Consider the following 22,253-nt stretch of genomic DNA (forward strand, 5'->3'; position numbering starts at 1 on the left):
CCTTCAATGTGGCACTACCATTCCACAGCGGTTTGGCTGCAAGGCCAAGACCCGACCGAAAAGGCAAACCACGAAGGCTTGAAGCGGAGGTTCCGGCCTCACTTACATATTGTCTAGTCGGCCAGTCCGGTGACCCGCATGGTGATGTTGATTCGTCCCGTTTCGAGCCCGCAGTCGGCGGGTGCCGTTCCGGGCAAGACCTTGGTGACCCCGTGGAAGGCAAGCCGAGCGGGGCCGCCGAACACAAACAGGTCCCCCGAGGCCAGCAGGATGTCCTCGTACGGCTTGTTTCGATTCTCCGTGTTCCCGAACCGAAACTGGCAGGTGTCCCCGATGGAGATTGAGACCACCGGGGCGACCGACCGCTCGTCACGGTCTTGGTGCATGCCCATCTTGGATTCTGCCCCGTAGTAATTCACCAAGGCGGTGTCCGGGGTGTAGCTTTCGGCGGCTGCCGCGTCCTTGGTGGCGGCGAAGAGTGCCTTGCGGCCAAGCCGCACCATCCAGTCGGGGAATTCCAGGACCCGGTTGCCGTTGACATCGACGGCCTCACGCGAATAGGCGTAGGGGCGCCAGTGCCACCCCAGGCAAACGGTTTGCACCGACATTTCATGGGCGCCGATCATGGCCGCCCGCGGCGGCACGGGCCCCCGCCCCCATTCGTGGAACCGTGCAACCAGCCAGCGCTGCTCCTCCGAGCTTAACCAGTCGGGAACCCAATAAGCGCCGGGAGCAAGCTCCCGCCTGGGTCGGCCCAGAAAACTCTCGGAGAAGAGGGTACTCAAGTCATCGCCTCCCGTTGCCACGGCGGTGATGCGGGAAGCTCCCGCCGCATTCTTGCTGCTGCCGCCGCGTTCCCGAACCAGCTCCGGGAATCAGTCCTTTGCCATCATATGCGGGTATTCCGCAGACCTGTTTTGGAACTCCAGGATGGCCGGGTTCTGGATGACGCCGTCGCGAATCTCGATGGCCCGGGCAATCGTCTCGTTCTCTTGCCAGGCAGTTGGACCGCCCATCACCGAATCCAGGAACGGCAACAACCCTTCACTGATTTCCCAGCTGGCCGAGTTCCACAGGTAGGAGGGGCTGTGGTCCACTGCGTAATAGTTGATGTTCCGTCCAACGGTGAACATCGGCTTGGCAAATGTCGTGGGCTTGGCCCATTCAAAGCCCATTCCCTCGTCGCAGGAAACATCGACGATCAGGCTGCCCGGGGCAAACGCCGCAAGGTCCTCGGTGCGCAGGTACATCAACGGGGCGTTTGGATCCTGCAGGGTACAGTTCACCACGATGTCGCTTTCGGCGAGGAACGGCGCCAGCGGCAATCGCCCCTCGTCCGTGATGACCTCACTGAGGTGTGGTCCGCCGTCGTGGTCGAACTGGACCATCTGGACGGAATGGATGGGTGAGGCGACCGCGGCGACGGATCGTCCGGTAAGGACTCGCACGTCGTGGATCCCGTGGGCGCGCAGGGCGGTGACCGCCCCGCGGGCGGTCGCGCCAAACCCAATGACGGTTGCCGAGAGTCTGCGCCCGTAGTCACCCGTGTTGCCGCAGAGCTGCAGGGCGTGGATGACCGAAGAGTAGCCCGCCAGTTCGTTGTTCTTGTGGAACACATGCAGCCCGAAGCTGCCATCCGTGCCCCAGTGGTTCATGGCCTCGAAGGCAATGATGTTGAGCTTCTTGTCAATGGCAAGCTGCGTCAGCTCAGTGTCCTGGACACAGTGCGGCCAGCCCCAAAGGGTCTGCCCCTCGTGCATTTCCACCAGATCAGAGGCCTGGGGCTTGGGCAAGAGGACGATGTCGCTGCCTGCGATGACTTCCTGGCGGGAGGCGAACTTTCCGACGAACGGCGCGAGTTCTTCGTCGTCTATTCCGCAGGCCAACCCGTAACCGGTTTCAACCGTGATGAGGCCGCGGAATCGCTCGTCAATGCGTTCAAAGTGCGAGGGATGGATCGGCAAACGCTGCTCGTCCACCTTGCTGGAAGTGGCAATGACACCCAATGTAAGTTCATTCGTAAAGCTCATGCTTCTTGTTCTCTTCCTGTGTGGAGCAGGCCAAAATGACCCGCCCCATAAGGCTCACGGTACACGGGTCGACTTCCCTTGCCTCCGAAAAGTCTTGCCCTCACGCCCGGAGCCCTCCGGGGCATTGGGCCTTTTCGGGATCGTCGAGGGGTCAATCCCGTGGCCGACTCGTCCGCGAGAGGTCTGCGGCGATCTCGCCTTTCGTGGTTCGTCGCGTCGCTATATGACTCGTCAAGGAGCGTATCGGGCTGCACATATCCCTGTGCGACGTCGTGCAATTCGTCGGCTTCCGCTTATGGCGGTATTTCGGCTACGCGTTCGTGACCCTATATGAAGGGGAGCGACCAAGGATTCCTGCGTCGCTTCACTCTGACGACGTTGCGGCGATCCAGCGCGTCGGCGCTGACCTTGTACGTCGCATCTGTCATCACCCCCATCGGGACTGCCATCGGCAATCCACTGCAGCACCTCGAGTTGCCGTTCCGTTGGCGGTGACTTTGCCATGACGTGGTCGCCCTCTCAGCGTTGCGGTGCGCGCGGTCTGCGGTCAGTGGTGAAACCCACGGTACCTATTCTTCTCAATGAACTGCAGGAGCGCCTCGCGAGCAACGTACTTGCGCGAACCGATCATCACATGCTCCAGGTCGCCTTTGTTGACCATTTCATAGATCGCTGAATAGCTGATGCCGAGAGCCTTGCCAGCTTCCTTCAGTCCCAGCAGCAATCCGCCTTCCGCGCTTACTGCGTTGAGTACCCTCGACAGAACAGATTCTTTTCCGTCACTTCCACCTCGGAGCTGACCGTTTTCTAGGTTCCGAAATAGCCGTAGGGACGATCAAACGCCTCTTGGACCTTTCGTGCCGCCGATTCTTCGTCAGTAGCGTGGACGCTCCGCTACTTGGCCGCGGGTCACCATGACTGTGTATCGCATTGGTCCCTCCGGAGGGTGGGTCACAGCAGTCGCTGGACGTTTGGATTTTCTGGCAATTCGGCGCATGGCCCGTACCGTGGCATCGGTCTGGACCTGACGCAAGTAGATCGCTTCTTCATGCTCCACCGCTTCAATGGATGGCTGCGTATCCTCTGCAGCCAAGCTCGATGGCGCGCTCGAGGCCCCAGATACTGAAGTGCGAAAGTCCACAGTACGGCTTGCCGTTGATTATCTTCTTGCACACGGCGATACCATAAATCATGATTTTAGCTCGTACATATTTCGACCAAGGGAAGGCCCCGACACGCCGCAACTTCCGCGGTTTATTTATTGACGGGGCCTTGGGGAACGAATTAGTCAGAAAGCTCCCGCTAGTGATCCTCTCCGAGGAAAGCCTCAGGGAATGGGAACAAATGCCCGTTACAGAGTTGGCCGGGGCTCGGTGCAAAATCCTTGAAGCCTCTCTTGACGAGCTGACCGTAGGACTGCACTCTTCCATCGAACGGGAACGCCTCTGCAGGGTCATCGTTCAGTCCCGAGAAAGAGCAGATGGAATTAGCGTGTTCCGGACCCCGTTCCACCTGTCCCTGGGCAAACGCAGGGGCAGTCTGCACCCCAATCAGTGCGGCCGTACAGAGGGCGGCACCCAGTAGTGACTTCTTGCGCATCGCATACCTCAATTCTTCGAAGTGATGAAAACTTCTCGGCGGCAAACGCTGCAGTTTGGCGCAAACCTTGACACTGCCCCAGCGCAGGTCTGCTGCCCACGGGCAAATGCCCGTGGGCAGCATTCTACTGCGAGCGGCGGGTATTGGGAATAAGCCGCCAAGGCTTTTTCAAATTGGCCTCAAAAGAGCCCCTGAGCCTAATACTGGCTCCATCTTCGCGGCCTTCACCGAGCCTGCATCCCTTTGTTTACACGGATCGTAGAGCCCCTGCCGGATTCGCACCGGCGACCCCTGTTGACCGCACCCATCAGAATGCTCATCGTCATGTTTTCCGGGTGCAATGACGGCTTGATAGCCTGCTCCGAAATCTCGAAATCCTATGAGACGTGTAATACGCGTTTACGAACGTGGAGCGCAAAGTTCGACAAGTTATGAAACGACTAGTCAAAGACGGTTATTTGTGGAGCTTAGGGGAATCGAACCCCTGACCTTTTCATTGCGAACGAAACGCTCTACCAACTGAGCTAAAGCCCCGCGTTACGGCCTGGACCCGCAACGTTTTTAGCCTAAACCCGCGGTGGCCCGCACGCAAAATCGTCGGTCCGCAAAATCCCTATTCTTCGTCGCCGTCGGTGGATCCGGCTTCGATAGATTCTCGCGCCACCGTGTATTGGCGCTGGATGTATGCCTCGAGTTCACTGCGTTCCACGCGCCATACTCCGCGTCCGCCAATCTTGATTGCCGGCAGGTCCCCGCTGCGCACCAAAGACCGCACCTGCGGCAGGTTTACATTCAACTCGTCGGCGACATCTTCTAGACGCATGAACCTCATGTAAAGAAGGCTACCCGTTCCCCTATCCAGCGAAATGCCCCCAAGCACTTTTGTGGATAACTCCGGCTCGTCACAAGGGCGACGAAGCGACAATGGGACGGCAAAAACAAGAGTGGTCCGCGATGACTCCAAGTTTTTGGAATCGTTGCGGACCACTCTTAGTGTGCGACCGGGGACCTTGTGGGCCGACCTGTAGCGCGGCCTGGATTCGGTCCCGCTACGGGGGTCTGCTCGCCGTAGCTTGTGACCTTGGTTGAGCTTCTAACAACTACTAAAGCAACAACCGGGCATACCGTGCAACACAGTTGGGAATCACTGATCATTTTGACTAACATGGAGCGGTAGCTACCGAACAACTTGGTCAGTCTGACCGAACCTAGGCGAAGGAGCCGGAATGACGCCGGAATCGTACCAACTGGATGATACCGATAGGCGCATTCTCTTGGCCCTGGACGAGGATCCCAGGGTTCCCACCATGATGCTGGCCCAGCGATTGGGCCTGGCCCGCGGCACCGTCCAGACCCGCATGGAGCGTCTTGCAAGTTCCGGGGCCCTGCGCCCGAACTCCAGCCGTGTGAAGCCGGCGTCCGTTGGCCGCGGGGTCTCGGCCGTCGTCAGCGCGGAGCTTGACCAGTCACACTTGGAAGAAGCCATCGCGGCGTTGAGCCTGATTCCGGAGGTCCTCGAATGTGTCGCCCCGGCAGGAGACACCGACCTGCTGATCCGTGCCGTCGCCAAGGATCCTGATGACCTCTACCGGGTCAGCGAGGAAATCCGCCTCTGCCCGGGTATCACCCGGACCTCCACGTCGATGATCCTGCGCGACGTAATCCCCTACCGCACGACGGCTCTGCTCAACCACCTGAGCTAGACCCCTCCTATGGCCCACGTCCCCGCGTCTGCCCGCTCGATGCCCTAGTCTTTTCTGGGCGGCGATTTGCCGCCGACACCATCACTCATTGAGGAGCATCATGGGCACTGCGGGACTTACCAACATCGACGTTGCGGGCATGACCACCGAGGCAAGCCCGTTCCCCAGCGCCACCCGCGCGGGCGACCTGGTGTTCGTTTCGGGCATGGTCTCCAAGGACGAAAACAAGGTCCTGGTCGGCAAGGACGACATCTACGCGCAAACCGTGCAGACCCTCAAAAACCTGCAGACCGTCCTGGCCGCCTACGACCTCGGGCTTGATTCGGTCGCCACCGCCACGGTCTACATCAACGATGCAGCCATGGCCGGGGAATACAACCGCGCCTGGGTCGACACCTTCGGTGGCCACCGCCCCTCGCGTGCCACCATCGTTGCGCCGCTGCTCGCACCCGAACTTTTGGTCGAGGTCCAAGCCACGGCCTGGGCAGGGAAGTAGCCCGACCAACCCTTTCGGCGGGCCGGGGCCCAACGTTGCTCGTTGCCGGCACGGCCCGCCGAATCACCGGCAATCCAGACCCATTGGTAGCGCGGCGTTCACCGACCGCCACCCCAGGTTAGCGCTCCACGGCCAACCTGCCGATGACCAAGCGCATGATCTCGTTGCTGCCCTCCAGGATCTGGTGCACCCGCAGGTCACGCACGATCTTCTCGATCCCGTACTCGGAGAGGTAGCCGTAGCCGCCGTGCAGCTGCAGGGCGGTGTTGGCTGCGTTGAAACCGGCGTCGGTGGCCACGCGCTTGGCCATGGCGCACAGGCGCACGGTGTCCGCCGTCCCCCGTTCCAGGGCGTCGGCGGCACGCCAGATCATGGTCCGCGCCGTTTCCAGCTCGGTCTCCATGTCGGCAATCGCGAAGAGCAGCGCCTGCTGGCCGATCAGCGGCTTGCCGAAGGCCTCGCGTTCCTTCAGGTAGGCAATGGACTTCTCCAGGGCCGCCTGGCCGCCGCCAACCGAGCAGGCGCCGATGTTCACCCGGCCGCCGTTCAACCCCTTCATGGCGATCCCGAACCCGGTCCCCTCCTCGCCCAGGCGGTTGCCCACGGGGATCCTGACGTTTTCCATGACCACCTGGCGGGTGGGTTGGGCGTTCCAGCCCATCTTCGCCTCCAGCGCACCGAAGGACAGTCCGGGCGTTCCGTCGGGGACAAGAAAGGCGGTGATGCCTGCACTGCCGGTGTCCGCGGTCCGGGCCATCACCAGGTACACGCCGGAGGACCCGGCGCCGGAGATGAACTGCTTGGTCCCGTTGAGCACGTAGGAGTCCCCGTCGAGCACCGCCCGGGTGCTCAGCGCCGCTGCGTCGGAGCCGGCGCCGGGCTCGGTGAGGCAGTAGCTGCCCAGCATCTCCATGGTGCACAGCTGCGGCACCCAGGCCGCGCGCTGCTCGTCGTTGCCGAACCTGTCGATCATCCACACCACCATGTTGTGGATGGAGATGTAGGCGGAAATGGTCGGGTCGGCCTTGGCCAACTCCTCGAAGATCAGCGCGGCGTCCAGCCGGCTCATGCCCGAGCCCCCAAATTCCTCGCGCACGTAGACCCCGCCCATGCCCAGGGCCCCGGCCTCGGCCAGCACGTCGACCGGGAAGTGGTGGTCGCGGTCCCACTCCGCTGCGTGCGGGGCGATCTGTTCGGTGGCGAAGTCGGCCACCATCGCAATGACTGCCTGCTGGTCCTCGGTGAGTTCAAACATGGTCGGCTCCTGGGTCGGCGGGGTGGGCGGAAGTCGGGATCGTTCTCCGGGGTTTCGAACCGGGGTTCGGCTACTTGCCGACCTTTCCTGTCAACGAGGCGATCGGGCGCAGGAAGACCGGTTGGGCCAGGAACCAGACGCCCACGATCACCACGATGGACACGGCGAAGATGATGAGCCCGGTGAACCCGGCCGAATTGTTGGCAGCGTACATATGGTTCAGGTTGCGCAGCACCCCGGTGGCCAGCACCAGGGCCACGTGCACCACGGTGAAGGCGACAAAGTAGATCATGACCGGGAAGTGCAGGGCGCGGGCCAGCTCCATGGGAAAGGCCTTGTTCAGGGCGGCCGCCTTCTTGGGCCAGGCGCCGGACATCCGCACCCCGGTGATGATCGCCAGCGGGGCGGCGATGAAGACGGTGACGAAGTAGGTGAGCACCTGCAGGGCGTTGTAGTTGACCCAGCCGGTCTCGGTCGGCCAGTTCAGCGAGAGGTACTGGAGCCCGGCGGAGACGGCGTTGGGGATGATGTCCCAACTGGTGGGCACGATCCGCGCCCACTGGCCGGTAATAAAGAGCACGATGATGAAGATGATCCCGTTGAGCACCCACAGGGCGTCGAGCGTGAGGTGGAACCAGAGGTCAAGGCTGATGCGGTTCGGCGCACCCTTGGTGCGGATCAGGCCCTTGTTGTTGCGCACCCAGTGCGCGGCCGGGCGGGTAACGGTGCGCACCTGCCAGCCGGTGCGCACGATCAGCACCAGGAAGAAGACGTTGAGGAAGTGCTGCCACCCCAGCCAGGCCGGGAATCCGACCGGCGTTCCGGCGGGCAGTTCCGAGTGCCCGGTGTAGGTCCCCATCCAGGTCTTGACGCCCTCAAGGGTCACCAGCCAGCGGGCGACGAAGACCGCGATGAGCAGCAGGACGATCAGGGATCCTGCAATGATGCCGGCGCGCACCCACTTGTTGGCGGCCTGCTTCTTGGGGGTGGACCGTGCGGTCATCTCTGGTACCTCGTGCTAGTGGCGGGTTGGAGCATGGTGCGGTGGTTCAGGGGCGGGACTTGAGCAGTTCAACCACCTGTGGAACCACCGTGAACACATCCCCAACGATACCCAAGTCGGCGATCTCGAAGATCGGGGCGTCCTCGTCGCGGTTGATCGCCACGATGGTCTTGGCGGTCTGCATGCCGGCGCGGTGCTGGATGGCCCCGGAGATGCCCAGGGCCAGGTAGAGCTGCGGGGACACGCTCACGCCGGTCTGCCCGACCTGGGACCTCTGGGCGATGTATCCGGCGTCGACCGCCGCGCGGGAGGCGCCGACCGCCCCACCGAGGGCGTCGGCAAGCTGCTCCACCAGCACGAAGTTCTCGGCCGATCCCAGTCCGCGGCCGCCGGAGACCACGGTGGCGGCCCCGCGCAGTTCGGGCCGGGAGGAGACTTCCGGAAGATCGGCGTGGGCGGTGATGGCCGCTGTGCGGGCGCTACCCGGCTCGAGCCTCACGGCATTGACCTCGGGGGCTGCGGGGGCCGCCTGCTCGTCGATGGCGCCCGAACGCAGGGTGAGGATGGGCAGCGCGTCGGGCACCGCCGCGTGGACCGTGTAGTTGCCGCCGAAGACCGAGTGTTCGGTGGTGATCCCGGAGTCTGACAGGGCGGCGTCAACGACGTCGACCAGCAGTCCCCCGCCGGTGCGCACGGCCAGTCGTCCGGCGGCCTCGCGGCCGTCGACCGACGCGGCGACCAGCACGGCGGCGGGTTCGTGGGCCGCCACGGCGTCGGCAAGGGCGTCGACCAGCGGCGTGAGAAGGGCGGTGTTCGCGTCGGCCACCTCAACGGCGTGGATCTTCGCGGCGCCGAGCGCGCCGAGCCTGGCCACGGTCTCGGGCGGCAGCGCGGTGTCGGATACGGTGACGGCGACAGGGCTGCCGAGCCGGGCGGCGACCGCCAGCAGGCCGCGCGCCGAGGCTGTGGGGTGTCCGGTGCGGGTCAGTTCAATGAGGGCAAGGATGCTTGGCATGATGGGGACCTTTGCTAGATCAGGCGCCGGGCGGCGAGGAAGTCGACAAGTTCGGCGGCCGCGTTCCCGTCATCGACGATCTTGCGGCCGGCGGTGCGCGCGGGACGCTGCGCAACATCCAGCACGGTGCTGCGCGCTGCGGCGGCGACGCCGAGCTCGGAGGCGGAGATCGTTGACACCGGCTTGCGCTTGGCGCCCATGATGCCCTTGAAGTTGGGGAAGCGGGCCTCCTCGAAGCGTTCGGTGACGGTGAGCACGGCGGGGTACGTTGCGGTGACGTCCTGCGTGCCGGCCTCGGTTTGCCGCACCCCGGTGACGGCGTTGACGCCGATTTCGGCGGACACCAGGGAGCCGAGCAACGGCAGCCCCAGGTGTTCGGCGATTATGGCCGGGATCATTCCGGCGCGGCCGTCGGTGGACTCGTTGCCGGCGATGACCAGGTCCGCGCCGGCTCCGCGCAGTGCCGCCGCCAGCGCCGCGGCGGTGAGTACCGCGTCGGCCCCGGCCAGAGAGTCGTCCAGGACGTGGAGGCCGGAATCGGCTCCCATGGACAAGGCCTTGCGGAGGGACTTGGCGGCGTCGGGCGGACCCATGGTGGCGGCAACGACCTCGGTGGACTTGTCACCGTACTTGACCGTGAGGGCCAGTTCCAGTGCACGTTCGGTGATTTCGTCAATGACCGGCTCGGCGCCCTCGCGGTCGACCCTCCCGGTGTCCGGGGACAGCCTGCGTTCCTCCGCGGTGTCCGGAACCTGCTTGATCAAAACCACGATCTTCATCCGAGTTCTCCTTGTGATGCTGGGCTTTGCACTCAACCGCGAGACTACTAGGAACCGCCAAAATTTACTAGGTCTTCCTACTAAATTGTAGAGACGGCGATTCCCGCCACGGAGCACGCGTCCGTGCAGCAGCCGGAGGACATATTTCCCCTTGGGCGACCTACGTCCTCAGCGATCCGGGACGGAGCAGGGTGCCATTGCGGTGCCGGCCGACGGGCCGTGGGGAATCAAAGGGTGACCAGTACGAAAATTCCGCCAAGGCGATTAAGGGACGGTGAATGTACCGATTGGCACCGGCAGGCGGTGGGCTTTTCTCCGCGAGCTTTTCCGGCGGGTCATACGAGAATCCTGCTACCACGGAACCATATCGATCTCTTGAAGTGAAAAACCTGGCCGCGTTGCGCCGCTGATGGACCGGCTTATGGGACGCTTTCGGGTGCCCTACTCGGGACACCATTAGGGGCGTTCGTTGCATACGATCGCGATGTGATGGATGGCAGCTACGCGCAGCGGCGACCGTCGCCAAAGGCGCCAGTTAGCTTTCATTGAAAGGCACACTGGATACCGTCGGGTTCTACGCACTTAGGCCGCCAGTAGGCTTAGCTCGTGACCATTTGCGAGGGCAGACTGCACGAAGAGCGCATCAAACGGCCGCGCGCACTCATCCGTTTGGGAGTAAATCACCTCATCTTCTTGCATGAGGCCGTACCGTTCTACCTCTGACAAGGCTAGGCCCCTGAAGAGCGAGCCGGAGAGTTATTCAATGGACTCCAAACCCAAAACATTACTCACGCGTATGAGCCCAGAGTCGCGACGCGACTACGAGATATCCGTCGGCATGTTCATCGATGATCCACAGACCTTTACTTCGAGAAGATCTATATGTGGATCTCCGATGTCAATGACGCGGCTCTGCGAAACTTCGCAGATGAACATTCAAGAACTATCGAGAGATTGGTAATCCTCCGCAGCTAACAGCAAAACACGGCGAAACCGGCCGACGATAGCCGGGCACGACGCCCGGTCAGTGCCTCTGGAGCTCAATGCGTACCGAAAGACATGGACGGCAGCGGATCGGGAATAGGATCAGGCATCAGGGGTGGCGGTAGGCACGGAGGGGTATCTTGAGCTCTCCCTGACGGTAAGGCGTGTCTCTAGGCTTCGGAGGGAAGTGGGGTGACCTTCAATGGCGTCTATCAATGCGAGCGACATAGTCTGGCCTTGGGCATCGATATCCGTACCGGCTGTGGTGAGAGTCGGTTTGAGTTGCTCAGCAAGCCGGACATCTTCGCAGGCCACGAGACTCACTTCGCGAGGGATATCCAGCTTCTTGTCAGCTAAGGCCGCCATGACTCCCAACGCAATGGGAACCGTAGTTGTCACAAACCCCGAGGGAGGATTTTCGGATTCGAGTATTTTGTCAGCCTGCACCCTTGCCGAGTCGGGAGTCAGGCCAGTGTAGACACACTCTGTTTCCTTTTCGGGCAGGCCGCTTTGGGTGCACGCTTGGATGTATCCCCGCCGCAGCAGCCTTCCAACGACAGAGTTTTCGTTGCCTCCCAGCATAACGATCGGCCATATGCCCTGATCAAGCAGGTGCTTCGTCGCCTGGAATGCAATGGAGGCGTAGTCGGTTGCCCAGCCGATCGCAGAGGAAGATCCTAATTGGGCTGTTCCGACTAAGACTCGAGTGCCGTTTCGCTCCGCTGTATCTATGGCTGCTCTTACCTTTGGGACATCAACATCATCAGCTGTCGCCAGCATTATGCCGTCGACGCCCTGAAGGGGCAGAATGCGAAGCAAGTTGTGAAGCCGGTCAATGTTATGGTCCAGGTCGCACAGCAGGACACTGTATCCCCGCGATTCCGCTGCATGAGCCACGGACTTCGCTAGTTGACTTTGGAATGGCTGGGAAATGTCGCCCACCAAGAGCGCAATGGTCCGCGAACGTCCGTTCCGCAGCTGGCGCGCGGCGGTGTTCAGCGTGTAGGAAAGTTGGTCGACAGCCGCCATCACCCTCTCACGCGTGGACTCGGCCACGCTTTCGGGAGCTGTGAAGACTCTTGATACCGTAGCGCGCGAAACACCGGCCTTGGCGGCAACGTCCAGCATGGTTGCAGGGGAGACGCTTCTGTTCGACATATGATCCAATCGTAGCTGGACTGGGGCACGGCAGCCATCCGCGCGGCAGTGCATCGCAGTAGAGCAAGCGGCTTATTCCGATCCGCGCCCAGGCGTGCCCCGTGCTGTCGTGTCAATTGATTGAGATTTTCAACTAGTCAAGCTTCAGGTGCTGCGCATAACTGCGAGAAAAACGAACACAGAAAAGCCCGCCGACTGGGGGGGCGCCAGCCGCCGGACCTTTCTGCAGTGCGCCCATCCGGACGCTCGTTTCAGCTTTCCTTGAGGCCCGTTGTCGTCAATTGAAGGGTGGGTTCGGCTGGGGTGGAGCCGTGGGCTTTTTGGGATGCGCGTTGGGAAGTGAGGTAGATGGAGCTAACGAGGCCGATCAGCGCCACGATGACGAGGTATGTGGAGATGGACCAGGTGGCTCCGCCGGCGCTGTTCTGCAGCGCCTGGGCGATCAGCGGTCCGAAGCCACCGCCGATGACGGTTGCGGTCTGGAAGCCGACGGACATCCCCGTGTAGCGCACGGTGGGGTCCAGCACTTTGGCAAACAGGGACGCCTGCTGACTAAACAGGGTGCCGACGATCATGCCGTTGGAAGTCATGACGATGAACAGGGCGAGGACGCTCTTGGTCTCCATGAGCCAGAACATCGGGAATGCCCAGAGGGCCAGCACAACGATGGCGGTGACAAGGACCCGCCGGGGACCAATGCGATCAGCGATGGCACCTGCCAGAGGCGTGACGATCAGGTTAGCCACGGACGCGGAGATGTTGGCGATCAATGCCGTTGTGGCGCTGATGCCCAAGGTTGTGGTGGCAAAGCCCAGGACGAAGACACCCTGCATGAAGCCCAGGGTCGTGTCGGTGACGTGCAGTCCGATCATGGAAAGGATCTGTGCCGGGTAGCGGCGCAATGCAACAACCAGCGGCATCTTCTTCTGCGACTGGACGTCCTTGGCCTTCTCGAAATCCGGGGTTTCCGTCAAGCGCATGCGAAGCACGAGGCCGAAGATGACCAGCACGATGCTGAGCAGGAACGGGATCCGCCAGCCCCAAGTCAGCAGATCCTCCCTCGGCATTAGTGTCACGAGGGCGACAACGGCGCTGGAGAGGATGACGCCCAGCGGTGCACCGGCCTGGACGAGACTGCCAAAGAATCCACGTTTGCCCTCAGGTGCGTGCTCGACAGCGAGCAGGGCAGCACCGCCCCATTCACCGCCCAGCCCGAAGCCCTGGATAAACCGCAAGGTGACAAGCAGAATCGGAGCCCAGACGCCGATCTGGGCAAAGGTCGGTAAGCACCCGATGCCGACAGTCACACCACCGGTGATGAAGAAGGTCAGCATGAGCATCTTCTTGCGCCCGATCCTGTCGCCGAAGTGACCGATCACGACGCCGCCCAGCGGGCGCGCAACGAAGCCCACAGCAAAAGTGAGCAAGGCCAGCAGGGTGGCAACCCCTGGATCGCTACTCGGGAAGAAAATGGTACCGAAAACCAAGGCCGCCATGGGTCCGTAGACAAAGAAGTCGTAGTATTCCAGGACAGAACCCACAGTACTGGCCATCGCAGCCGTCCAGGGCGACGACTGCGGAGTGTCCGACGCATCAGCCAGAGGCTCAGGATTTTGGGAATACATGTTTCTCCTCATTACGGGGAAGTCGGGAATGGGATCGATCTCAAAGGAACGGTGGCCTTAGGGAAAACTTGTGAGATGGATCTCATGAATGTAGAGGGGTGCGTGGAGGAGTGTCAAGGGATTTTTGTAACTTACTCCAACTTTCGCCGAGGGATGACGTGTCAGGCCAACCCCACCCGCTCCGACGTGTTATCTCATTCCCGACTGGCACGACGCTCGCACTGCGGCAGCGAGGATCATACTCTTGGTCGAGGATTTACCCGCGACAGAGCATCGGAAGAATGGAGTTCCCGCCTGTCAATCCGACAAGTGCCCACGTAACTGCGGCCCGGCAGGAGAGCAGTCATGTCAGCGAGGAGTGCTTAAGCCCATGTTGCCCCGGGTGCCGTATTCATTGAATGGGCAGGCTAATTCCCGTCGACCGAGGCAAGCGCCTCTGCTTTCTGGCGGATGAGCTCCAGAACCTGTGGCACGATTTCCCTCGGGTCCCGCTTCAGCCAGAGCATTTCAAGGGGTAAAAAGGCCGGTGTCTTGAGCCGGACCGTGCGCAGGTGGTTAGACAAGTGGTTTGCGGCTGATTGGGGTATCAGCGAAAACGCCCGGTTCTCAGCTATCAGATAGGACCGGGCACCGGCGATAAGTGGCGGCCCCACAAGGATTAATGGGGCCAGCCCAGCGTCATGACAGGTCTGGATCAAGTGGTCGTAGTATTCAGGGTTTAGCTCTCTCGGCCACAGGAGCAGCGGAAGGTCTCCCAAATCCGGCAAGCTGATTGCCGGCTTGCCTGCCATCGGGTGGGTGGCGCTGACAGCCACCAAGAGCGGCTCCTGGACGAGAGTCTGCTTGTTAAAGCCTGTCGGTGTCTGAAGGAACCGGCCAATGCCGATGTCTCCGCCTTCCGAGGCCAAGCGCGACGCAACACTTCCGGTATCCACCGGAATGTCCTGAATCGTCAGGGTGGGGATCTCTCGTTCGGCCTGGCTCATGACATCGGGCAGGAGCTTGTTCACGACGCTTGGCGATGCGACGACCCGCAATGACCTGACTCGATCCGGGGAGAACATCAGAGCTTTTTCTCCCAGTTGACCAGCCGAGGTCACGATCGCCCTGGCATCCTCAACGAGCGCTTCGCCGGCCCTTGTCAGGTGCGCCGAGCGAGTGGTGCGGTCAAAGAGTTTGACGTGCAAGGCCTGTTCCAGCCGCCGAATCTCCTGGCTTACCGTGGGTTGCGAGATGTGCAGCGATTCGGCGCCGCGAGCGAAGTGCAACTCAGCCGCCACCGCAAGGAAAATTTCAAGTTGCCGCAATGTGAATTTCATAGGCTAAGACTATCAACTATGTTCGAATTGATTCTTGTTTGCGCTTGGATCGCCGTGGGAAGCTGAGCATGTTCAATTACATCTTGTCGACAGAAGGACCTGTAATGTCATTCACCCGTACGAACGTCGCTGTCCACGTCTCCGATGAGGTAGCGACAGCTGTTGCCCAGGGGCGCCCCGTCGTCGCTTTGGAATCGACCATCTTCACACACGGCCTTCCGCGTCCGCGCAATCTGGAGGTCGCCCTAGAGGCGGAGGCAAACCTGCGGGCACAAGGCGTGATTCCCGCGACCATCGGCGTGTTCGCCGGTGTTCCCACAGTCGGGCTGAGCACCGAGCAGATAAGGGAACTCTCCAACGAGGACGCTGTAACGAAGGTCAGCCTGCGGGATCTGCCGGTAGCAGCCGCCTTGCAGTCTCACGGCGGCACGACCGTCGCGGCAACGGCATTCTTGGCCCACAAAGCCGGCATTAGGGTATTTTCGACAGGAGGCTTGGGTGGCGTCCACCACGGAGCTGCCACAACCTTTGATGAATCGGCGGACATGACAACGCTGGCCCACACACCGATCATCGTCGTCAGCGCCGGCGTCAAGTCCATCCTGGATGTCGCTGCCACCCTCGAACGGTTCGAGACCCTCAACATCCCCGTCGTAGGCTACAAAACCCATAAGTACCCGGGATTCTACGTGTCCGACTCGGGATTCGAGATCGAATATGCTGTCGAGACCCCCGACGAGGTCGCTGCCATTTCCAGCGCCCGTGACGCATTGGAAATCGATTCGGCCATCCTGCTCGCAAACCCGATCTCCGAAGAGAAACAACTGCCCCCGGAAGAGCTTGATGATATTCTCTCCCGTGCATGGGCACAGGCAGAACAAAATGGAATCAGCGGAAACGACACAACACCGTTCCTGCTGGACTTCATCCAGCGTGACACCCGCGGCCGCAGCCTAGATGTCAATGTCGATGTGTACCGCGGTAATGTCATCCTCGGTGGCGAAGTCGCCATGGCTCTCACCCGCTAATCCTGGAGGAATGACAATGCTTGGTGTGGTCGGAGATCTCGTTGAAGATGTCATCGTATGGCTAGGCGAGCCGGTGCAATACGGCACAGACAGCAAAGTGGATATCTTCCACACCCGGGGAGGCAGCGGGGCCAACGTGGCCGGCTTCGCCGCCCCCCTGTATCCCACACGCTTCATCGGCTGTGTCGGAGAGGACCATGTCGGCGACTTCCTCGTAGAGGACCTATCAGCCACCGGGGTTGAGGTAAAAGTCCAGCGCCGCGGACAGTCAGGAACCATCGTGGTCCTCATCGATGAAACCGGTGAGCGGACGATGCTTCCACAACGTGGCGCCTCGGTATTGTTGCAGGACGTCAGCGATGCCTGGCTCGAAGACCTGGAGATACTGCATGTCCCCGCATACTCCTTCGACGGCGGTCCACTCCAGCACACCGCCTGCGATCTGATCCGGCGCATGAAACTGCGCGGAGGCCAGGTTTCGGTAGACGCCTCCTCAACCGGCATGCTGGTCCGCTACGGGATCGAAGCCTTCCTGGCATTGATGGCAGAGCTGCGCCCAGACTTCCTGATCGCCAACGAAAGCGAAGCCGCACTCCTGGGTCTATCGAAGCAAGGTAACCCCGGACCAAACCTGACCCGCCTGCCACAAACGGTCGTAGTCGCCAAAGCCGGACCGGAGCCCACAGCTGTGCACATCCCTGGCGTAGATTCCCTCACCGTTCCCGTAGCGCCAGTTAAATACATTCGCGACCTCACAGGCGCCGGCGACGCATTCGCCGCCGGATTCCTGGCCGGCTACCTACAGACAGGACACCTGTGGGAAGCCTGCGTCGCGGGCCACGCCACAGCAGCAAAAGTTCTCGGCTCACCCGGAGCCTCAATCACCCAACCCGCCTAACCCAGCATGCAACCCCGTACAGGATCACGGAAACTGTGACCGCACAGACCCACCCAACCACGCTTCGTCCTGAACCGACTTACGCAGATCTCGATCGCCGGCAGCCCGCCTAGCCGAATGCCGGGAAGATTCAACGACGGGTGCCGATCGTAAATGAAGGAATATGAATGCGCACACGGCTGCCCATGGAAGCATCGGCAACAATCCTGGCAGCTTCGACCATTCTTATTGGGAGCCTAAACCTCAATCTTCCGACTTGGGGGATATTTCTCGGCTGGGCAGCAACATCCCTTTCTGGGAAGCTGTCAAGGGCCACCGCCGCAGCCATCGCCCGGACATTATTCGGAGGGGCAGTCTGTGCTCTAGCTGCTTTATCCCTTCAAGGTGCCCTTCAAGCGCACCTCGGCAATGCTTTCCCCTCCTGGACCGCGGCGATGCTGGCCATTGTGACGGTGAACCCGCTGATAATCCTACTCGGCCGCCTGAGGGCATTCTCAGCGATTCCCGTTATGTTCGTAGGCTTCTCCACTGTATTTGCCACCTACCACGGCCATTTCGGAACGGTCCCGGGAAACCCGGTATCGGCGTTCTTTTGGGCAATCACCATGAACGTCGTAGGGATCGGCTTCTCGTGGGCGGCCGTTGCAATGACCCGAACCCACAACGGACCCGCAAAAGTTACAAACAGGCGAGCCCGTCCTGGGATCGAACCAGTCGACCGCCCACAGCGAGGTAGTACTCCACAAGTCCTAACCGAACCCCCTGCGACCAAGCACCGCCTGTAACTCCCCAATTTCCGCTGCAGCAACAACGACGGGCAGGCACGGTGGAAGGCGTCGATGCTTCTGTTTGAGCAGGTCAATTTTTTGAGACAGTTTGTTTGAGTTTCCTTCAGTGATTCAGGCCGCGAGGACCGGAACCTGAGCGGAACTGTAGCGCTCAAGTTTGGCCAGCGGACTGACCCCGCCGTTGTTCATGTGGGACACGCTAATGTACAGGCCAAGCAATGGCACCAAGGATAGACAGGCGTCAAACACGGCAAGCATCACCATCGTCCCGCCATCACACCCCTGACAGCAGATCCCAAAGTGACCCGGCCGCGATTTTCGACCCCGAAGGCACGCCCCGGCACTGGAACGCTAATTCGTGTCTCAAATCAGAATGACCCCTCAGTTGACATCACTTGACAGTTAGTTGAGGACGGAACTAAATTGGTGAGATCGATCTCAATTCTTTTCCTGCCATATCGATCATCTCGCATGAGATCGATCTCGATCCATAACCCCCATACATAGTGAATGAGGAACAGGATGAACATCCAGAGAGTGGAAGGCCGGGTGCCGGTCAGACCGGAATCTTCTCCGTTTTCTGCTGCGATGGCCAGCGCCGTGGGATCGGTGTTGGGACCTGGAGCCAAAGGTGCGCTTCGCGTAAGTGCCCATCGACTTCCAGGCTGCCACGGTTATCGGCAGCGGTTTCGGACCGTGGATCGCCCAGGCACTGCAGAAAAGCTCCACGCGACGTGGTCCATTCTCGAGCTGCCTGCTTGGGGTGGCCCTGCCCGCTCTCGGCTGTCCCATCTGCCTGACTTCGAGCAACGTCTCCGTGCGTGCTAAGACCATGACTTCTACAGAAAGCTGATTGTTGTGACAGACCCACATGCGTTCCAAGGAGTCATCGGGACCACCCTTTCCGATTCCCGGCCGTGGTGGCCGAAGCCACCTGTCGGCCTCGCGGACAAGCCCAACATCGTCATGGTCGTCCTGGACGACACTGGATGGTCGGACTTTGGCTGCTTCGGATCCGAGATCAACACACCCTCGATCGATTCTCTGGCAGCAGCCGGCCTCCGCTACAACAATTTTCATGTGACACCGTTGTGTTCGCCAACCCGGGCCAGCCTCCTCACCGGCCGTAACCACCACTCCCTAGGTATGCGGTTCCTGGCCGATGCCGACACAGGCTTTCCAAATTCACGGGGATGCGTCAGGCAGGACGTGCCTATGCTGCCGGCAATTCTGCGAGAGGAGGGTTACGGCACGTACCTGGCGGGCAAGTGGCACCTGACGCCGCTGCACGAGATTACCCCAGCAGGTCCGTACCAGAACTGGCCCCTGAGCCGGGGATTTGACAAGTTCTACGGCTTCCTCGACGGGTGCACAGATCAGTACTCACCCGAACTTGTCAGGGACAATCAGCCGATCGAACCACCCGAGGATCCCGGCTACCACCTCAGTGAAGGCCTAGCTGACCGTGCGATCACTTTTATGAAGGATCACGTCACCTATCGGCCCGACTCCCCGTTCTACCTGCAGTTCGCCCTGGGCGCCACACATGCACCGTTCCAGGCTCCCCGGGAGTACATCGAGAAGTACATTCCCGTCTTTGGCAAGGGCTGGGACGCCACCCGCTCCGAGCGACTGGAGCGGCAGAAAAAGCTCGGTGTGATTCCCCAAGACACTGTCCTGACTGAAGCAAGTGACAGTGTTCGCCCCTGGAATGACCTGGGCGCAGAGGAACGTGAAGTCTTCACACACCTGCAAGCTGCGTTTGCCGGATTTTTGGAACACGCAGACACCCAGATAGGGCGTCTGCTATCAACGCTGGAAACACTGGGCTTGCGAGAAAACACGATTGTGCTCGTCATGTCAGACAATGGTGCATCCCGCGAGGGCGGCCCAACCGGTGATGTTGATGTAAATGCCCCCTACTCGGGAGTCCACCGCCCCGCGTCCGATCAGCTGGAACTACTTCCGGAGGTGGGCGGACCGATGGGGCCAGCTCATTACCCGGAAGGCTGGGCCATGGCCGGGAACACGCCATTCCGGCGCTACAAACAGTTCTTGGACCTCGGCGGCGTACGGGCGCCTCTGGTCGTCTCTTGGCCATCAGGACTCAAGGATGTCGGTGGTGTGCGCAGCCAGTTCGCACACGCAATCGATATCACCCCAACGCTGCTGGATCTTGCCGATATCGACCTGCCGAACGAATTCGACGGGGCAAGCCTTTCCGCCACGATGGCCAATGCACAGGCCGATACGCCGCGAGCCACGCAGTTCTGGGAAATGCTGGGCCACCGGGGAATCTGGCACGACGGCTGGAAAGCGGTGACCGAGCACAAATACGGCGAAGACTACAGCAAGGATAACTGGCGACTGTACGAGTGCGCCACGGACTTTTCCGAGTCGATCAACGTGGCACGGAAGTTCCCGAAAAAGCTCGATGAGCTCAAGGCCCTCTGGTGGAACCAGGCTGACAGAGTCGGAGCCTTTCCACTGGATGACAGGACTCTCTATGAGTTACTCACAGCGCGTGGTCCTTCAGGGCTCATAAACCGCAAGGAGATCGTCCTCCGGCCCGGGCAGAGCCATGTGCCTTTTGCCAGCGCTATCGCCGGCAGCGATCGAGCGATGACCGTAAATGCCTTTTTGAAAGGATTCCGATCCGGAGACGAGGGTGCTCTGCTGTCCAGCGGCAATGTCCGGGGCGGCTACGTCCTCTATATCCGCAACGACCTGCTTACCTTTGAACATCATCACCTCGGAGCCCGCGTTGTCCTCAAGGCGGAAGTCCCAATACTCGACGCCGACTCGACAGTGGGATTTCGTCTAATACAAAGGGACGGACGGCAGGCAACGGTGGAACTGACCTGCCAGGGTTCACGCGTCGGGGAGGCCGACATTCCGTCCGTCTCAGGACATCTCTCGTTCTGGGGAATGGACGTCGGTAGGGATCCTGTCAGCACTGTCTCACCGGACTACCAAGCGCCCTTTGCGATGCCGCATCAGGTTCTGGACCGTGTGGTTTTGCATTTCGACGCGGGCCCCGACCTTGAAGATCTGGCCGAACTGATGGCGTCAACGGAATAGGACGACTATGCAGCAGATGATACTTGACGTGGACACCGGCGTGGACGACGCATTGGCGCTCATACTTGCCGTCCGGCAGCCAGAATGGAATCTCCGCGCTGTCACGTGTGTGGCTGGGAATACCGATTTGGCCGGCGTTGTCACCAACACGATGACAGTCCTGGATGCTCTGGGAGCCCAGGATATCCCGGTCGCCGCAGGTGCTTCCAGGCCTCTTCTTGAGGATGCACGGAACGCCGCCCATGTTCATGGAACAGACGGAATGGCTGACCTCAGCCTCCCAAAGTCGCGTCGGCGCCCCGAGACCGCCCACGCAGTTGAGGTCCTGCGGAGGGAAATCTTCGCTAGCCCGACCCCGGTCACTCTTGTGCCGCTGGCACCGATGACGAACATCGCCCTGCTGCTGCGCACCTACCCGGAAGTGGCGGCAAACATCGAGCGGATCGTCTTCATGGGCGGCTCCGCGTCAGTTGGTAACGCCACACCCGTAGCCGAATTTAACACGTGGCACGACCCCGAAGCCGCCCACATCGTTATCTCCTCCGGTGTCCCGGCCACTATGTTCGGTCTTGATGTCTTCTATGCAACGACCGTCGAAGAACGCGACTACAGGAAGTTGGCGACCTCTGAAGACCCGGCTAGCCGACTCGCTGGCCACTTACTGGGGCACCTGGCTAAGGTCAATGCCGGGGACTTCCGGCTTCAAGGCATCGGAGCAGCTGGCCTGGGTGACGCGGGCGCTGTCTGCGCCGTCATCGATCCGGAGGGACTGAGCACCCGCGCACTCCCTGTCGAGGTTAGCCTCGCGGCTGGGCCCGCCCGGGGCCAGACCATTGTGGACCACCGTACGAAGAGCTCCGAACAGAGGCTTGCGCACGGTGGAGCGCGCGGAACAACGATCGACGTGGCGCTTGCCGTCGACGAGCATCGCTATCGGACCCTTTTCCTTGATGCCCTGCGCTCCCCTGACTATGGCTAATCTGGTTCCAGTAATAGCGGTAGGCCGTTGACCGTTCTAGACCCAAATGACTGATGAGGCTTCTTTGAATAAGGCGAACCACCCTCCTGCCGCGACTTGCTGCTCTCCCGCCCGCACTGCCGGCACAGAGTCGCTCATACCGCAGGCTCCCCGAGGTCACGGGAAAAACACAGCACCGCACGACGAAATCGCGCTACCCGCTGGAATATTCCAGATGGGCGACAGCTTTGGGGAAGGTAACCCCGCAGACGGGGAAGTCCCGGTCCACGCAGTGGAGCTGACAGCCTTCCGGATGGATGCCACGGCGGTGACTAACACACAGTTCGCCGCTTTCGTTGACGCCACGGGATACAGGACAGAAGCGGAGACGTACGGAACATCGGCCGTGTTCCACCTAGTACTTAGTCGTGTCTAATGTTCTGGGTATAGGTGGCGGAGCTTGGTCCTGGCGTCACCGGTCGTGAATTGCCAGTTGACGGGCCGCTTGTCGGCGTTGGCGTCCTCCTGCCAGTG

Annotated in this window: 19 protein-coding genes and 1 tRNA gene; 8 read left to right on the forward strand and 12 right to left on the reverse strand. The window is 61.0% G+C overall.

Annotated features, from left to right (window positions below; all coding sequences use genetic code 11):
- Positions 1–113: 113 nt before the first annotated feature.
- The 5 genes from ACIPVK_RS19440 to ACIPVK_RS19460 all read right to left on the reverse strand — a co-directional run bounded on the left by ACIPVK_RS19440 (position 114) and on the right by ACIPVK_RS19460 (position 4,452).
- A complete protein-coding gene (locus tag ACIPVK_RS19440) occupies positions 114–785 on the reverse strand; it encodes an alpha-ketoglutarate-dependent dioxygenase AlkB family protein (RefSeq protein WP_407613630.1) in 672 nt (223 codons plus the stop codon).
- A gap of 90 nt (positions 786–875) precedes the next feature.
- Positions 876–2,030: a N(5)-(carboxyethyl)ornithine synthase gene (locus ACIPVK_RS19445; RefSeq protein ID WP_407613631.1), complete on the reverse strand. Its 1,155-nt coding sequence runs from the start codon at positions 2,028–2,030 to the stop codon at positions 876–878.
- Between the two features lie 547 nt (positions 2,031–2,577).
- A complete protein-coding gene (locus ACIPVK_RS19450; RefSeq protein ID WP_407613632.1) occupies positions 2,578–2,754 on the reverse strand; it encodes a helix-turn-helix domain-containing protein in 177 nt (58 codons plus the stop codon).
- 1,336 nt (positions 2,755–4,090) lie between these two features.
- Positions 4,091–4,163: transfer RNA gene (locus tag ACIPVK_RS19455), tRNA-Ala, on the reverse strand.
- A 79-nt stretch (positions 4,164–4,242) separates the two neighbouring features.
- Positions 4,243–4,452 (reverse strand): helix-turn-helix domain-containing protein, encoded by a 210-nt coding sequence (locus ACIPVK_RS19460; RefSeq protein ID WP_407613633.1) that lies wholly within the window; start codon positions 4,450–4,452, stop codon positions 4,243–4,245.
- Positions 4,453–4,855: 403 nt separating this feature from the next.
- Between ACIPVK_RS19460 and ACIPVK_RS19465 the strand changes: the two genes are divergently transcribed.
- Both ACIPVK_RS19465 and ACIPVK_RS19470 read left to right on the forward strand, forming a co-directional pair.
- Entirely contained in the window at positions 4,856–5,332 is a 477-nt protein-coding gene (locus tag ACIPVK_RS19465) for an Lrp/AsnC family transcriptional regulator (RefSeq protein WP_407613634.1), read from the forward strand.
- A 100-nt stretch (positions 5,333–5,432) separates the two neighbouring features.
- Complete coding sequence (locus ACIPVK_RS19470) at positions 5,433–5,828, forward strand: RidA family protein (protein ID WP_407613635.1); 396 nt, start codon at positions 5,433–5,435, stop codon at positions 5,826–5,828.
- Positions 5,829–5,946: 118 nt separating this feature from the next.
- On the opposite strand, the gene ACIPVK_RS19475 is transcribed toward ACIPVK_RS19470, so the two are convergent.
- From ACIPVK_RS19475 to ACIPVK_RS19505, 7 genes are all read right to left on the reverse strand, one after another.
- Positions 5,947–7,083: an acyl-CoA dehydrogenase family protein gene (locus ACIPVK_RS19475; protein WP_407613636.1), complete on the reverse strand. Its 1,137-nt coding sequence runs from the start codon at positions 7,081–7,083 to the stop codon at positions 5,947–5,949.
- A gap of 70 nt (positions 7,084–7,153) precedes the next feature.
- Positions 7,154–8,086: a cytochrome b/b6 domain-containing protein gene (locus tag ACIPVK_RS19480; protein WP_407613637.1), complete on the reverse strand. Its 933-nt coding sequence runs from the start codon at positions 8,084–8,086 to the stop codon at positions 7,154–7,156.
- Positions 8,087–8,132: 46 nt separating this feature from the next.
- Positions 8,133–9,101: an electron transfer flavoprotein subunit alpha/FixB family protein gene (locus ACIPVK_RS19485; protein ID WP_407613638.1), complete on the reverse strand. Its 969-nt coding sequence runs from the start codon at positions 9,099–9,101 to the stop codon at positions 8,133–8,135.
- 14 nt (positions 9,102–9,115) lie between these two features.
- Positions 9,116–9,880, reverse strand: a complete 765-nt coding sequence (locus ACIPVK_RS19490) for an electron transfer flavoprotein subunit beta/FixA family protein (RefSeq protein ID WP_407613639.1) — start codon at positions 9,878–9,880, stop codon at positions 9,116–9,118.
- A 1,086-nt stretch (positions 9,881–10,966) separates the two neighbouring features.
- On the reverse strand, positions 10,967–12,022 hold the full coding sequence (locus ACIPVK_RS19495) for a LacI family DNA-binding transcriptional regulator (protein WP_407613640.1): 1,056 nt from the start codon (positions 12,020–12,022) through the stop codon (positions 10,967–10,969).
- Positions 12,023–12,273: 251 nt separating this feature from the next.
- The gene (locus ACIPVK_RS19500) at positions 12,274–13,659 is read right to left on the reverse strand and encodes an MFS transporter (RefSeq protein WP_407613641.1); all 1,386 of its coding nucleotides are present in this window, start codon (positions 13,657–13,659) and stop codon (positions 12,274–12,276) included.
- 395 nt (positions 13,660–14,054) lie between these two features.
- Entirely contained in the window at positions 14,055–14,966 is a 912-nt protein-coding gene (locus ACIPVK_RS19505) for a LysR family transcriptional regulator (RefSeq protein WP_407613642.1), read from the reverse strand.
- Between the two features lie 104 nt (positions 14,967–15,070).
- Here ACIPVK_RS19505 and ACIPVK_RS19510 point away from each other — a divergent pair, with 104 nt between their 5' ends.
- From ACIPVK_RS19510 to ACIPVK_RS19535, 6 genes are all read left to right on the forward strand, one after another.
- Entirely contained in the window at positions 15,071–15,994 is a 924-nt protein-coding gene (locus ACIPVK_RS19510) for a pseudouridine-5'-phosphate glycosidase (RefSeq protein ID WP_407613643.1), read from the forward strand.
- Between the two features lie 10 nt (positions 15,995–16,004).
- Complete coding sequence (locus ACIPVK_RS19515) at positions 16,005–16,892, forward strand: carbohydrate kinase family protein (RefSeq protein ID WP_407613644.1); 888 nt, start codon at positions 16,005–16,007, stop codon at positions 16,890–16,892.
- Positions 16,893–17,077: 185 nt separating this feature from the next.
- Entirely contained in the window at positions 17,078–17,677 is a 600-nt protein-coding gene (locus ACIPVK_RS19520) for a DUF1097 domain-containing protein (RefSeq protein ID WP_407613648.1), read from the forward strand.
- Positions 17,678–18,538: 861 nt separating this feature from the next.
- A complete protein-coding gene (locus tag ACIPVK_RS19525; RefSeq protein ID WP_407613645.1) occupies positions 18,539–20,761 on the forward strand; it encodes an arylsulfatase in 2,223 nt (740 codons plus the stop codon).
- A gap of 7 nt (positions 20,762–20,768) precedes the next feature.
- On the forward strand, positions 20,769–21,740 hold the full coding sequence (locus ACIPVK_RS19530) for a nucleoside hydrolase (protein ID WP_407613646.1): 972 nt from the start codon (positions 20,769–20,771) through the stop codon (positions 21,738–21,740).
- A gap of 46 nt (positions 21,741–21,786) precedes the next feature.
- The gene (locus ACIPVK_RS19535) at positions 21,787–22,155 is read left to right on the forward strand and encodes an SUMF1/EgtB/PvdO family nonheme iron enzyme (protein ID WP_407613647.1); all 369 of its coding nucleotides are present in this window, start codon (positions 21,787–21,789) and stop codon (positions 22,153–22,155) included.
- Positions 22,156–22,253 lie beyond the last annotated feature (98 nt).

The organism is Paeniglutamicibacter sp. MACA_103 (assembly GCF_045798555.1).
In the GTDB taxonomy this organism is placed as follows: domain Bacteria; phylum Actinomycetota; class Actinomycetes; order Actinomycetales; family Micrococcaceae; genus Paeniglutamicibacter.